The 13,089-nt window shown below is 59.5% G+C and carries 13 protein-coding genes; 9 read left to right on the top strand and 4 right to left on the bottom strand.

Annotated elements, in window-relative coordinates; genetic code table 11:
• Window positions 1-24: 24 nt before the first annotated feature.
• Window positions 25-1,404 (bottom strand): aspartate ammonia-lyase, encoded by a 1,380-nt coding sequence (locus FC75_RS06980; RefSeq protein ID WP_056989493.1) that lies wholly within the window; start codon window positions 1,402-1,404, stop codon window positions 25-27.
• A 206-nt stretch (window positions 1,405-1,610) separates the two neighbouring features.
• On the opposite strand from FC75_RS06980, the gene pepI reads away from it, so the two are divergent.
• Together pepI and FC75_RS06990 are read left to right on the top strand one after the other, a co-directional pair.
• Window positions 1,611-2,489 carry a proline iminopeptidase gene (gene pepI, locus FC75_RS06985; protein ID WP_054664129.1) on the top strand — a complete coding sequence of 293 codons (879 nt, stop codon included), beginning with the start codon at window positions 1,611-1,613 and terminating at the stop codon, window positions 2,487-2,489.
• 21 nt (window positions 2,490-2,510) lie between these two features.
• Complete coding sequence (locus FC75_RS06990; RefSeq protein ID WP_056989494.1) at window positions 2,511-3,263, top strand: NADPH-dependent oxidoreductase; 753 nt, start codon at window positions 2,511-2,513, stop codon at window positions 3,261-3,263.
• A 53-nt stretch (window positions 3,264-3,316) separates the two neighbouring features.
• Here the strand turns inward: FC75_RS06990 and FC75_RS06995 are convergent, their stop codons facing one another.
• Both FC75_RS06995 and FC75_RS07000 read right to left on the bottom strand, forming a co-directional pair.
• Entirely contained in the window at window positions 3,317-4,687 is a 1,371-nt protein-coding gene (locus FC75_RS06995; protein ID WP_054664126.1) for an FAD-dependent oxidoreductase, read from the bottom strand.
• A gap of 170 nt (window positions 4,688-4,857) precedes the next feature.
• On the bottom strand, window positions 4,858-5,484 hold the full coding sequence (locus tag FC75_RS07000; RefSeq protein ID WP_054664123.1) for a histidine phosphatase family protein: 627 nt from the start codon (window positions 5,482-5,484) through the stop codon (window positions 4,858-4,860).
• A gap of 310 nt (window positions 5,485-5,794) precedes the next feature.
• Between FC75_RS07000 and serC the strand changes: the two genes are divergently transcribed.
• The 5 genes from serC (at window position 5,795) to FC75_RS07025 (ending at window position 9,632) form a co-directional block, all read left to right on the top strand.
• Window positions 5,795-6,871 carry a 3-phosphoserine/phosphohydroxythreonine transaminase gene (serC, locus tag FC75_RS07005; protein WP_054664120.1) on the top strand — a complete coding sequence of 359 codons (1,077 nt, stop codon included), beginning with the start codon at window positions 5,795-5,797 and terminating at the stop codon, window positions 6,869-6,871.
• 12 nt (window positions 6,872-6,883) lie between these two features.
• A complete protein-coding gene (locus FC75_RS07010; protein WP_054664117.1) occupies window positions 6,884-8,059 on the top strand; it encodes a phosphoglycerate dehydrogenase in 1,176 nt (391 codons plus the stop codon).
• A gap of 73 nt (window positions 8,060-8,132) precedes the next feature.
• Window positions 8,133-8,795, top strand: coding sequence for a DNA alkylation repair protein (locus tag FC75_RS07015; RefSeq protein ID WP_054664113.1), 663 nt, complete (start codon window positions 8,133-8,135; stop codon window positions 8,793-8,795).
• A 60-nt stretch (window positions 8,796-8,855) separates the two neighbouring features.
• Entirely contained in the window at window positions 8,856-9,245 is a 390-nt protein-coding gene (locus tag FC75_RS07020; protein WP_056989495.1) for a hypothetical protein, read from the top strand.
• Window positions 9,246-9,266: 21 nt separating this feature from the next.
• Window positions 9,267-9,632, top strand: coding sequence for a hypothetical protein (locus tag FC75_RS07025; protein WP_054664107.1), 366 nt, complete (start codon window positions 9,267-9,269; stop codon window positions 9,630-9,632).
• 68 nt (window positions 9,633-9,700) lie between these two features.
• On the opposite strand, the gene FC75_RS07030 is transcribed toward FC75_RS07025, so the two are convergent.
• Window positions 9,701-10,513: a putative ABC transporter permease gene (locus FC75_RS07030; protein ID WP_056989496.1), complete on the bottom strand. Its 813-nt coding sequence runs from the start codon at window positions 10,511-10,513 to the stop codon at window positions 9,701-9,703.
• 192 nt (window positions 10,514-10,705) lie between these two features.
• Here FC75_RS07030 and aspD point away from each other — a divergent pair, with 192 nt between their 5' ends.
• Both aspD and FC75_RS07040 read left to right on the top strand, forming a co-directional pair.
• Window positions 10,706-12,307, top strand: a complete 1,602-nt coding sequence (aspD, locus tag FC75_RS07035; RefSeq protein WP_156403591.1) for an aspartate 4-decarboxylase — start codon at window positions 10,706-10,708, stop codon at window positions 12,305-12,307.
• Window positions 12,307-13,026 carry a GntR family transcriptional regulator, LSA1692 subfamily gene (locus FC75_RS07040; protein ID WP_054664143.1) on the top strand — a complete coding sequence of 240 codons (720 nt, stop codon included), beginning with the start codon at window positions 12,307-12,309 and terminating at the stop codon, window positions 13,024-13,026. The genes aspD and FC75_RS07040 overlap by 1 nt, the downstream gene beginning before the upstream one ends.
• Window positions 13,027-13,089 lie beyond the last annotated feature (63 nt).

Below are 13,089 nucleotides of genomic sequence, written 5' to 3' on the forward strand. Positions count from 1 at the left end.
TAGACCACTATCAAGGATTCGTTATCATCGTTGCACTTGACTTGAAAATTGAGGCAGCACTGCCGGTGAGAATAGCTGGTCGATCAGAGCGTCGGGCAGCTGGTGGCCGGCGTGCAGAAGCGCTTGCACGGGTTGGCTTGTTGAGACCGCCTGCTGAATGAGGTTCGCAGTGGCTTGGTAGCCCAGGTAGGGGCTGAGAATTGTGGCCGCGATGGCACTGTGCGCCACGTTGTGGGTCGCTTGCGCCTCGTTTACCGTCAGGCCGGAGACGCAGTGGTCGACTAGGGTCGTGAGGGCGGCGGCCATGTATCGCTGGTCTTGCAATAAGTCCCGAAAGATAATCGGCTCGAAAGCATTCAGTTCCAGCTGGCCGGCCTCGGCCGCCATTGTCACGGTAACGTTGTGGCCCATGACCTCGAACGCGACTTGGTTGACGACCTCGGGAATGACGGGGTTGACTTTGCTCGGCATGATCGATGAGCCTGCCTGTCGCGCCGGCAACTTAAGTTCATTCAACCCAGCCTGGGGGCCGCTGCCCAGTAAACGCAGGTCGTTGGCAAACTTTCCTAAGTTCACCGCCAAGGTTTTCAGCGCGTTGCTGTAGTCGACATAGACATCGGCGTTTTGCGTGGCGTCAATCAAATCAGGGGCCCCATGCAGGGGCAGACCGCTGACCTTGGCGGTGGCCTCAATGATGTGGGCGCGGTAGAATGCGGTTGCATTCAGGCCCGTGCCCACCGCTGTGCCGCCGAGGTTTAAGCGGCTCAGTGCGGCGGCCGCGGCGCGCAATCGCGTTAGGTCGCGACCGAACATGCTGGCATAAGCGTGAAAAGATTGGCCATACGTCATCGGCACCGCGTCCTGCAGTTGCGTGCGCGCGACTTTGATGGTGGACTGGTACGTTTTCGCCTTGGTGTGCAGCGCTGCGCTCAGCCGGTCAAGCGCCTGCAGCAATCCTTGCTGACCCTGAAGCAGCGCCATTTTTCCAGCTGAGGGGTAAGTGTCGTTGGTCGACTGGCAGCGATTGACATCGTCGTTGGGGTGGACCTTTGTGGCTGGGCTCAGCCGGTGTGCCAGCTTGGCCACCACCTCATTAACGTTCATATTGACGCTGGTACCGGCGCTGCCCTGGATCGCTGGCGCAACTAAAGCCTCAGAGTGGCGGCCCAGCAGCAGCTCGTTGCAGGCGGCGATAATGGCCTTGGCTTTGGCCGCCGGCAAGGTGCCAGCGGCCTGGTTGACCGTAGCCGCGGCTTTCTTGATCATGATCAGACTTTTGAACAGCAACGGATCCGCTGGCTCCCGGCTGATGGGAAAATTTGTGAGTGCGCGGACGGTATTGATGCCGTACAGCACCTCATCGTCGATGGGCAAGCTGCCAATACAGTCAGTTTCGATGTGCATAAAGACCCCTCCTAGGTACTAGACCAATTTTAATAACTCGTTTAATATACTGCGATGAAAACTTATCGCAACAGATTATGTGAGCTTGTCTGACATACCGACCAATTTTTGCTTGAGCGGCGATTTAACGGCTGCGTGACTTTTACAGAGGGGCCTCACAAGGCCTATAATGACGCTTATAAAGCAAAGAAAAGAAGGTATCTCCAGTGAAAATCGAAGAAGGCTACATGCCGTTTCACGGCTACAAGACGTACTACCGCATCGTCGGGGAAAAGACGCCCGGCAAGGCGCCGCTGCTGCTGATTCATGGTGGCCCAGGGTCCTCGCACAACTATTTTGAACTGATGGACGATTACGCCGAAACCGGCCGCCAGCTGATCATGTACGACCAGGTCGGCTGCGGCAAGTCGTCGCTACCGGAAGACGAAAGCCTATACGTCCGCGAGACTTGGCGGGAAGAGCTTGTCGCGCTGCGCGAGTACCTGCACCTGGACGAGATCCACATGCTGGGCCAGTCGTGGGGCGGCATGCTGGAAATGTACTACTTGACCACCCTGGATCCCAAGGGCATCAAGTCCGTGATGATCGATGGCTCGCCGTCGTCCATCAAGCTTTGGATCAAGGAGCAGCACCGGCTGATTTCGTACCTGTCTTATGAAGACCGCACGGCGATCGCTGAGGCCGAGCGCACCGGTGACTTCACCAGCCCGAAGTACCTGGCCGCCAATGACCGCTACATGGAGCGGTACTGCTGGGACGACCCGACGCCGGACTCACCGGAGCCGCTGCGCCGGCCGACCAACGGTAAGCGCGCCAGCCTGATTGCCGAGGGGCCAAACGAATTCACCGAAAACGGCACGATTTTCGACTTTGAGGTGACTGAGGATCTGCACAAGATCCACGTGCCGGTGCTGGTCACGAACGGCACCGACGACCTCTGCACGCCGCTGATCGCCAAAACCGTTTACGACCACATTCCAGGGGCGAAGTGGCACCTGTTTGCCAACTCCCGCCACCTGGCGCTGCTTGACCAGCACGACGAGTTTATTTCCGTGCTGGACCAGTGGCTGAACGCGCACGACTGACCTGGACAGAGAGGTAGAACTATGAGCGAACCGCTGAATGACATGATTAACCGCCAACTCCATCACCGCACCATCCGTTATTTTACGGATGAGCCGCTGCCGCAGGAGACCTTGACCCAGCTGGTCGCCGTCGCCCAGCACACCGCGACCTCGCATTATTTGCAAAGCTTTTCGGTGCTGTCGATCACAGACCGGCACTTGCGCGGTCAAATTGCGGCGATCGCCAAGCAGCCGTACATCAATCAAAACGGACACCTGTTTGTGTTCGTCGCCGATCAGCATTGCGCTGCGGTGATCGCCCAGCAGGCCGGCGTTTCGCAGACTCACCTGGGCTCGACCGACAAGTTCATCCAGGCGGTTTCAGACGCTGTGCTGGCGGCACAAAATGTGGTGAACGCGGCCGAAAGCTTAGGGCTGGGGGCCGTGCTGCTCGGCAGTATTTTGAACGACCCGCGGCAGCTGATTGCGCTGCTGGGCTTGCCGCAGCTGACGTTCCCCGTCCTGGGCCTGCTTGTTGGCCACCCCGCCCAGGCCCCGCAGGAAAAGCCGCGGCTGCCGGAAGCGGCTGTGCATTTTGAAAACCACTACGCCTTGCCAGAGCCGCTGGCGATGGGAGCGTACGATCAGGTCATTCACGACTACTACGCGACGCGCGATACCAACCGGCGCGAGGAGACCTTCACGGCGCGCATCGCCCGGTTCGCACAGGTTTTGCCGGAAAAGCGCGGTGACCTGCAGGCGGCGATCCGTGAGCAAGGGTTTTTAGCGGAATAAACCATAAAAAGGGCGCCGGAAAATTTTCCGACGCCTTTTTGCCGCGCTTGGGCTTATTCAGCTTTCACAGTCGTTTTCCCCAGCAATGCTTGCTGGGCCGCGACGTTAATGATGTGCCAGGGCCGGTCAAAGCCCGGCTGGAAGAAAAAGTCGGCGTACGCCAGGTCGCTGAGGGTCATTTTTCCCTGAATCGCCAGACTGATGACGTTAATGTTTGCGGTCACGTCGACCTTGGACATGATCTGCGCGCCTAGAATGCGCTGGCTATCCGCCGCGTAGGTCAGCTTGAAGTACACCGGGGCGTTGCCCGCAGCATCCGGCACAAACGCCGGGCGCGCGGCATCTTCGACATATATCGATTTGATGGCAATGCCCAACTTGGCGGCGGTGCCTTCCTTGACGCCGGTGCTGGCAAAATGGTAGTCAAACACCGAAAGCGCCGAGGAGCCGGAGACTGAAGGCATTTTCAGGCGTTGACCGAGGATATTTTTCGCCGCCGTTCGGCCCTGCCGCCGCGCCACCGTCGCCAGCGCAATGCGCTGTTTGCCGCCGACCGGGGCGTAAGGGACCAAGGTGGCATCGCCCACGGCGTAAACGTCAGCCGCCGAGGTCTGCTGGTAGTCGTTCACCTTGATCAGGCCCTTGGCGTCGAGCTCGACGGCGCCTTTCAGCCAGTGGGTGGCCGGCTTGATGCCAGCGGAGAGAATCACCAATTCGGCGGGGAATTCCGCCTGATCAGTGAGCACACCGGCGACCTGCCCGTCCTTACCGGTGAATTCCTCCACACTTTGCCCCATGGCTGGGGTGATGCCGTGCGCGACCAGGGTTTCGGTCAGCCGGCTCGTAAATTCCTCGTCGAGGTAAAGCTGCAAGGCGCGCGGCAAGATGTCAATTAAGGTGACATGCTTGCCGGCTTTGGCAAACACTTCTGCGGCCTCAACACCGATATAGCCGGCGCCAATCACGACCACATTCGCCGTGTCCGGATCGACGGTTTTGGCCTTCAACCGAATCGCCCAGTCGCGGCCGCGCATGGCGTAAACATTGGCAAGATCCGCACCAGGCACGGCGAGCTTTGCGGGCTCGGCACCAACGGCCAGGACCAGCTGGTCGTAGTGCTCGGTGCGGCTGGTGTCGTCATTTAAGTCATGCACGGTGACCTCATGCTGCAGGGGGGCCACTGCCGTGATTTCCTGACGCACGAAGACGTCGACGCCTTGGGCCCGTGCTGTGTCAGGTGTGGCATACCGGACGTCATTCACGTTTTTCACCACGCCTTCGAGGTACAGCTGCATGCCGCAGGAGAGAAATGAGATAAAGTCCCCTTTTTCGTACCACTGGATTTCAGTCTCTGGGGCCTCTTGCAAAATCCCCCGTACCGCCTCGTATCCGCCATGGGAAGAACCAACAACGATCACTTTCATCTGCTAAACCGCCTTTTTAATTGTTAGCCATTAAAACAGCCACAATCTTTTTTTGATAATATCAGCATATCATAAGGACGGCGAGAACGGTTACATTATCATTAGCTTACTTAGTCAACTATCTTCAATCCCTGGCATAACGCAAAAAAATCGCCGCTGGCGGCGATCACTTAATACGTTTGGGCGTCAAACCGGTTGTAGTACCACAGGTGCGCGGCACCACTGGCGGTTTGCGTGATTTTAGTCACGGAGGTGTTGTCCGGCTCCGGCAGACTCATGGGGTCCTGGGGGTGCAGGACCGCCAACGCGGCGGCCTTGACCGTGAAGCCGTGGGTGACGACCACCAGCTGCTGGTCGGGATGTGCGGCGGTTTGCGCGGCCATGAAGTCAGCCACGCGCCCCACCACGGCGTCAAACGTCTCGCCGTCCTTGGCGTACTTCACGTAAGTCGGCAGGACGTCGTGCAGGACCGGGTCGTACACGTCGGGATACTGCCGCTCCAGCTCGTGGTTGTTTTGGCCGTCCCACTTGCCGTAAGAGATCTCCAGCAGTCGCTTGTCCAACGTGATCGGCAGGTGCGCCTTGGCGTTTAAAATGGCGGCCGTCTCCTGGGTGCGGGCCAGCGGGCTGACCAGCATTGCGGTGCACCCGCTGAGGTCGAAGCTGGCGGCGAGGTGTTCGGCCTGCTGCTTGCCAGTCTCAGTCAGGTGAGTGCGTTCGTCGTTGATGATGCCTTGCTTGATGTACTGCGTGTTGGCCGTGGTCTGGCCGTGGCGAATAAAGTAAAAAGTGGTCATGTTATCCTCCCTGACTGCTGTTGCTTTTATTATCGCACACCTCATCAAGTTGACATCAAATTTTAATCATGATACAGTGTGAGCATCAAAGGAAGCAGGAGGTTATTTTTATGACAACCCAACATAGTCACAACCTCATTTCATCATCACGGTCATGCTGCTCGCATTTGCGCAGACCGTGATTTGAGTTTCCTTCAAACCAAATGGTCTCGCAGGTGCTAATCCTGTGAGACCGTGAATGCTTCACCTCACGTCCTCACAGTCAGCTGTGAGGACGTTTTTTATTGGGTCATTCGAGGAGGAGAAAATTATGCCAGTTTATAACTTTGCTGCCGGACCCGCCGTCATGCCGGTGCCGGTCGTCAACCAGATTCAAAAGGAACTGCCGTCGCTGAACGGCTCGGGGATGAGCATCATGGAGATCTCGCACCGGTCAGCCCAGTTCGATGAAATCCTGCAAACCGCCAAGCAGGACCTTCGCGACCTGATGGCCATTCCCGACGACTATGCGATCCTGTTCTTCCAAGGCGGCGGCACCGGTCAATTCGCGGCCGCACCGCTGAACATGGCGACCAAGTACCACCGCATCGCCGTGCTGGACTCGGGTCAGTGGGCGACCCGCGCGCGGGACGAGGCCGCGAACCTCGGGGTGACCGCCGACACCGTGGGGTCGAGCTTAGCAGACCACTACCACCACCTGCCGCACCTGGCCGCACCGCTGGCAAAGGACACTTACGACTACCTGCACATCACGACCAACAACACCATTGAAGGCACCGCGTATCGCGACCTGCCGAACGCCAATGGCACACCGCTGATTGGGGACATGTCCTCGAACATTTTGGCCCAGCGCTACCGCGTCCAGGATTTCGCCGAGATTTTTGCCGGCGCCCAGAAGAACCTGGGACCCGCCGGCGTCACCCTGGTCATTGTGAAAAAGGCGCTGGTGCACCACCTAACTGGCCTGCCCAGCATGCTGGACTATGACTTATTCATCAAAAAGGATTCGCTGTACAACACGCCGCCGGTGTTCGCCATTTACGCGCTGGGGCTGACCCTCAAGTGGGCGAAGGCCCAGGGCGGGGTCGATGCCCTGCAGGCGCGCAACGAGAAAAAGTCCGCGAAGCTATACGCCTTTCTCGACCAGTCCAAGCTGTTCCACAACCTGGTTCAGCCAAAGGACCGCTCGCTGACCAACGTCCCGTTTGTCACCGGTGACGCCAAGCTCGACCAGGCGGCCGTGGCCGCCGCGGCGAAGGCGGGGCTGATGAACCTCAAGGGCCATCGCAGCGTCGGCGGCCTGCGCGCCAGCTTGTACAACGCGATGCCGGAGGCCGGCGTTGACGCCTTGATCGATTTTCTTCACGACTTTGAGCAGCACCACTAGGAGGTAAACGACATGTATCAAGTCAAAACGTATAACGCGATCGCCCAGGCCGGGCTCGACCGCTTCACCGCGGATTTTGCACTCAACCAAAGCGCCCAGCCGGATGCTTATCTGATCCGCTCGGTCAACCTGCGCGACGCCGAGTTTCCGGCGAGCCTCAAGGTGATCGTCCGCTGCGGCGCCGGCTACAACAACATTCCGCTGCATCGCGCCACCGAGGCCGGCATCGCCGTCTTCAACACGCCTGGCAGCAACGCCAACGCGGTCAAGGAGCTGGTCGTGGGGATGCTGATCATCGCCTCGCGGAACCTGTACTCCGCGGTCACGTACGCGGAGCACAACAGCGGGGCGGACATCTCCACCCGCACGGAAAAGGAAAAGACCCAGTTCAACGGCACCGAGCTCGTGGGTAAGACGCTGGCGGTCATCGGGGTCGGTCACGTTGGGTCCAAGGTCGCCGCGGCGGCCAGTGCGCTGGGCATGAAAGTGATCGGCTACGACCCGTACCTGTCCGCCGACAGCGCTTGGCAAATTCCCACGACCGCCATTCGCGCGCAGAGCTTGGCGGAGGCGCTGAAGGACGCCGATTACGTCACGGTCCACACCCCGAAAAACGAGGAAACCATCGGCCTGATTGGGGAAAAAGAGCTGAACGAAATGAAGCCAGGAGCCGTGCTGCTGAATTTTGCCCGGCTCGGCATTGTCGATAACGCCGCGGTCATCAAGGCGCTGGACGCCGGCCGGCTGAAGCGTTACCTGACCGATTTTGGCGAGGATAGCATCCTGGACCGGCCGGACATTCTGGTCACGCCGCACATCGGCGGCTCGACCGCCCAGGCGGAGGCTAACGGGGCGGTGCAAGGCGCGGAGACGGTGATGCAGTTCCTGGAAACTGGCAACGTTGTCAACTCGGTCAACCTGCCGCACCTCGACGTGCCGTTCACCACCCACTTTCGCCTGACCGTCATGCACCAGAATATCCCCAACATGGTCGGGCAGATCACCACGCTGCTGGCCAATGAGGACATTAACATTGAAGGCATGAGCAACGCGGCGCTGGCCAAAACGGCCTACACCATCATTGACATCGACGCGCTGAATCAGGCCGACGCCGAGGAACTGATTGCTAAGCTCGATGCCATTCCGGCGGTGTACCGGACGCGCCTGCTGAACAACCCGCGCCTGTGATCAACGCGGTTGAGTCGCCTGGCGAAAAGAGTATCTTTGACTCTGCAAGACAATACTAGCAAGGAGGCGTGAGATGACGGACGATTCTCAAATTTCAAGCTTTCAGCTGGTTGGCGATCCAGCCAACGCGGCGCCGATGGCGAAATACATGAAGAACCAGTTTCAGTTTGTCGGGGTGAAGACGCCGGCGCGCCTGGCTCAAAGCAAGGCGCTGCTGCACGCCAGTTTGCAGGCGCCGCCGACTACAGCGATGGCCTGGAGCCAAGCGCTGTATCGCCGCCCCGAGCGCGAGTACCAGTACGTCGCCATCGACCTGGCCAAGCACAACTGGCGAAGATTTTCCGTGGCGGAACTGCTGGCGCTGCGGCCGCTGGTCGTGGCCAAACCCTGGTGGGACACCGTCGACGCCTGGCGCGTGGTGTACGGTCGCGCCGCCGACGCCGATTCGACGGTTAAGCGGCAGTTGTTTGACGGGTTTGAGGCCAGCGATAATTTCTGGGAGCGGCGCATCGCGCTGAACCTGCAGCTGATGAGCAAGGACCAGACAGACCTGGCGATGCTGCAACAGGCGATCTTGCGCGACCGCGAGACGTCGGAGTTTTTCATCCAAAAGGCAATCGGTTGGGCGCTGCGGCAGTACAGCAAAACCGACCCGCAATGGGTGCGAACTTTTATCTCCGGCCACCAGCTGAGCAAGCTGTCGGTGCGCGAAGGCAGTAAGTATCTTGACCGCTAGGGTTGTATTCGCTTGCACAGGTTGCGATAATTGACCCAGTAGCTTCAGGGGGGCCTTTGAATGAGTGTGAAAAAATGGAACACCATCTTCACCATCGCGGTACCGGTCGGCGTCGCACTGATTTTTATCCTGACGCGTATTTTGACCGGGCCGCACACGCGCCTGTTGGCCTGGATTGGCATGTTTGTCTGGCTGATTGGGTCGCAGGTCTGGCAAAGCCGCGTCACCAAGCGCCGCTACGAAGCGCAGAGCAAACTATGGGCGCTGGCCGATGAGCGCGGACTGAGCACGAAGACCGTTCGTCAGCTGGTGCCGCAGTATTCCGAGCATGATCTGGACGAATCGAGGCCGGAGAACCACCGCTTCTTGATGAACAAGGCGGCCATTAAAACGTTGGCGGAAAAGTTGCCGGCGCAGCAGGCGCCGGTGAAGAAGCACCATCGCAAGTAGACCCAGTAAAGGAGCAGTGGGATGAGTCTGACAAAATCGCGGCTGCTGTACGCAGCCTTAATGCTGGTGACGTTGGTGGTCGCCGTGGCGCTGGGCGGCAACGCCTCGCGGCTGGGAATGCTGCTGTGGGTGATGTGGCTGCTGCTATCGGCCAGCTACAACAAGCAGCGTCTACGTGCGTTGGACCAAAAGCTCGATGAAATCTGGCGGCTAGCCGATGCGCAGGGACTGACTGCGGCAGATCTGAAGCAGTACACGCCGCAGTACGGCACCCTGGACCTCAAGATGACACGGCCGGGCCGACGCCAATTTTACCCCTCGATGAAGGCGACAGATAAATTGCTGGCTGCGTTGCGCGAACAGGCGCAGACCGCCGCGGATGATTGATTAGGCAGACACATGAAAAGCAGGTGACAGCGATCCGATTCGGGAGCGCTGCCACCTGCTTTTTGCTGTTATTTGCCTTGCTTGCGCCGCCGCTTCAGCAGTTCGGCCAAATCGGCGATGTCTTTCGGCGGGGTCTTGGTGTCGTGCAGCTGCAGGTGCGGGAAGGAGTTGAGCAGCCGCCGCTGGACCCAGCTGAGGTTCGGCAGCTTGGCCATGTCGCCCTGATGCTGGCGGTAATCATCCAACCAGCCGTGCTCGCTTTCCAGCTTGGCCGCCGCCGTATCAACGGAGTCCCGCAGTTCCTGCTTTTTCTGGTCGATGGCGTCGCCAATGCGCTTGGTTGCCGCGCCCATCGCGAGGACGTTGGCCAGCGTGAAGCCGAAGTCGAACATGAAGAAGGCGAGGAAAACAATGGCCGCGAAGATCCCGTACTTCACGTCGAGGTGGGTCACGAACCGCGCCACAACGGGATGTACGACCTTAACCACGAAGACGACGCCGACACCCCAGAAGGCGGAGATCGGTAAGGCGACGCGGCCTTGGAAGTTCAGCGGGATATCGGAGTAGTCCCACCACCGGGCGTGGAAGAGTTTTTCCATCAGCCAGGAGGTGACGTACTCGATGATGGTGATCAGCACTGCCGAGCCCAGGTACAGGAGCAAGAGGTTATTCTCAACCGGATGCAACAGCACCAGTACCGCCGTGATGGAAAAGCCGTAAACTGGGATCACCGGGCCGTTGAGAAACCCCGAGTTGACCCACTGACGCTTCTTGAAACTGACATAGCCCGACTCCCAGACCCAGCCGACGAAGGCGTAGGAAAAAAAGTACAGGACCCAGAGGGTGAATTGTTGTTCGATGACCAGCGTTGGGGTGTTCATTTCGGGCCTCCTAGTGTGCGGTTAACGATTAATCTAATTGTACTTTAGCATAGCAGCTGGGCCAGCACACGGTTTCGCTCAGAGTCGGCCCACTGGTATGCGCAAAAAGCCTATCAGAGCGGCTTGTCATCGTTTTCCTAAGCAACTAGTATATACTATAAAGCGTATCCTAAAATCTATTGGCGAAGCGAGGTGAGACAGGTGTCAGAATCTGAGCTTGAAACCTTGTCCCCATTTGAACTGAGTTTATACCTGGAGCGGCAGATCGACCCGCGCCAGGGGCTGCCGCTACTCAACGCGGGCCGCGGCAATCCCAACTGGACGGCGCCAACGCCGCGGGAAGCCTTTTTTCTGCTTGGGCAGTTCGCCGTCCAGGAGACTTTGCGGAGTACGCCGCAGCTGACCGCCCGGCAGATCCAACCCAGTGCCGAGCGGCTGGCCCGGTTCAAGACGTTTCTTGCGGCGCATGCGGGGGCTGGTGCCCAATTTCTGCAGACAGTGGCCGCGGCGCCAGTCGATCAGCTGGGCGAGTCGTTTGCAGGCTGGCTGACCCAGGCCTGTGATGCAATCATCGGCGACAACTACCCGGCGCCGGTGCGGTGCCTGAAGGTGGCCGAACAGCCGCTGAAGGCGTACCTGAGCCGCGAGCTGTTTCAGAACCGGCAGCTGGACTTTGACGTGTTTCCCACGGAAGGCGGCACTGCCGGGATCTGCTACCTGTTTGACACGCTGATGCACACGGGATTGCTGGACGCCGGCAACCGCATTGCGCTGTTTCTGCCGACGTTTGCCCCCTACCTGGAGTTACCCACGCTGCCGCACTACCATTTTGATGTGGTGAAGATTCGCGCCCATCAGGTGCAGGAGGCTGGCGGGCGCACCAGCTACTGGTACGCCGATGAGGAGCTGGCCAAGCTGCGCGACCCGCGGGTCAAGGCGGCGTTCATCGTCAACCCCAGCAACCCGACGGCGAACGCCATGGCGCCGGCGACGCTGAAAACCCTGCAGCAGCTGGTTGCAGGACCGCGGCCGGACCTGATGATCCTCAGCGACGACGTCTACGGGACGTTTGTGCCGCAGTTCCTGTCCGTGTTCGCCGCGCTGCCGCACAACACGGCGCTGCTGTATTCTTTTTCCAAGTACTTCGGCGCCACCGGCTGGCGGGTCGGGGCGCTGGCGGTGGCCCAGGATAGCATCTTTGATGAGTTGATTGAAAGGCTCCCAAGCGACGTCAAGACGCGTGTCGACGCGCGGTACGCCTCAGTGACGCCCGATCCCGACGATCTCAGCTTTATCGATCGGCTGGTCGCCGACTCTCGCGACATCGCGCTGAACCACGCGGCCGGACTTTCCGGGCCGCAGCAGGTGATGAGCGCCTTGTTTGCCCTTTACGGCATGGCGACGGAAGGGCGAGCGTACAAGCGCGAGGTGATCAATATCTGCCGCACCCGTGAAAAACAGCTGCTGGCGGTGATGGGCCTTGCCCAGCCGCTGCCGGCGCTGGACACGGCGTACTATTGCGACATCGACCTGCTGCAGTGGATCACTACGCGTTACGGTGCGCCGTTTGCCAAGTATGTGCAAAAGCACTGGACCGTGACCAAGCTGCTGGTCGCACTGGCCAAACAGCAGCACGTCATGCTGCTGAAAACCAGCGCCTTTGGCAGCAGTCCCTGGGCCGTGCGCGTGTCGCTGGCTAACCTAGCCACCAGCCAGTACGAGGAGATCGGCACGCGGCTGATTGCCTTGATGGATGGGATCCGGGCCGACTGGCAAAGGGAGGCGCTGGCATGATCACCAAGTTTGAGGAGGTGGCCGGGCAGCTGGCCGACCGCGTACGCCGCGGCGTGTACTCGACGGCGCAGCGCTTGCCGTCTGAATACGACCTGGCCAAGGAGTTTGACGTCAGCCGGCTGACGGTGCGCAAGGCGATTGACCTGCTGATTCGCCAGCAGATCCTGGTCAAGGACCCGGGCAAGGGCACCTATGTGATGGCGACGCCGTCAAAAGTCGAAAGTGGCCGCATGGGGCTGCAGGGCTTCACCGAAGCGGCCAAAGCGTACGGCAAGGTCAGTCGTACCGAGGTCCTGAGCTTCGGCCCAGCTGAGCAACTGCCGCGCGTCGTGACTGATGCCCTGGAGCTGGAGAATCGCCATGACCAGCGGGTAGATCTGCTGGTTCGCCGCCGGTTCTGGGACGACGACCCGATGACGATCGAGAAAATCGCGATTTGCCACGAGTATGTTGCCAATCGGACGGCCGCAGACTTCACTGGGTCGTTGTTCGACCTGATCGAGCGCGAGGTGCCAATTGCGTACTCGCATCAAGAAATCGAGGCCATTTTGGTGGATTCGGAGCTCGCGGACCTGCTGCACGTGCACCTGGGCGACCCGCTGCTCCGGGTGAATTCGGTCACCTACACGGCCGATTCCAAGCCAATTTTCTATGATACGTCGTACTACCGGGCGGATAAGTATTCGTTTAAGTCAACGCTGACGCGGCAGGGACACTAAGGCAGGCTGTGGAGCGCGGCGCACTTAGCCCGACGATTAGCCTAGCCTGGCTCATTGCCGCCG

Origin of the sequence: Lacticaseibacillus camelliae DSM 22697 = JCM 13995, assembly GCF_001436615.1 — a bacterium.
In the GTDB taxonomy this organism is placed as follows: domain Bacteria; phylum Bacillota; class Bacilli; order Lactobacillales; family Lactobacillaceae; genus Lacticaseibacillus; species Lacticaseibacillus camelliae.

What these genes read in the sequence shown, in the direction of transcription:
- FC75_RS07030 (WP_056989496.1), bottom strand. Translation starts at nt 10,513, where the DNA reads ATGAACACCCCAACGCTGGTCATCGAACAACAATTCACCCTCTGGGTC.
- FC75_RS07020 (WP_056989495.1), top strand. Translation starts at nt 8,856, where the DNA reads ATGAGTGTGAAAAAATGGAACACCATCTTCACCATCGCGGTACCGGTC.
- FC75_RS06995 (WP_054664126.1), bottom strand. Translation starts at nt 4,687, where the DNA reads ATGAAAGTGATCGTTGTTGGTTCTTCCCATGGCGGATACGAGGCGGTA.
- FC75_RS06980 (WP_056989493.1), bottom strand. Translation starts at nt 1,404, where the DNA reads ATGCACATCGAAACTGACTGTATTGGCAGCTTGCCCATCGACGATGAG.
- FC75_RS06990 (WP_056989494.1), top strand. Translation starts at nt 2,511, where the DNA reads ATGAGCGAACCGCTGAATGACATGATTAACCGCCAACTCCATCACCGC.
- FC75_RS07015 (WP_054664113.1), top strand. Translation starts at nt 8,133, where the DNA reads ATGACGGACGATTCTCAAATTTCAAGCTTTCAGCTGGTTGGCGATCCA.
- FC75_RS07000 (WP_054664123.1), bottom strand. Translation starts at nt 5,484, where the DNA reads ATGACCACTTTTTACTTTATTCGCCACGGCCAGACCACGGCCAACACG.
- FC75_RS07010 (WP_054664117.1), top strand. Translation starts at nt 6,884, where the DNA reads ATGTATCAAGTCAAAACGTATAACGCGATCGCCCAGGCCGGGCTCGAC.
- serC (WP_054664120.1), top strand. Translation starts at nt 5,795, where the DNA reads ATGCCAGTTTATAACTTTGCTGCCGGACCCGCCGTCATGCCGGTGCCG.
- FC75_RS07025 (WP_054664107.1), top strand. Translation starts at nt 9,267, where the DNA reads ATGAGTCTGACAAAATCGCGGCTGCTGTACGCAGCCTTAATGCTGGTG.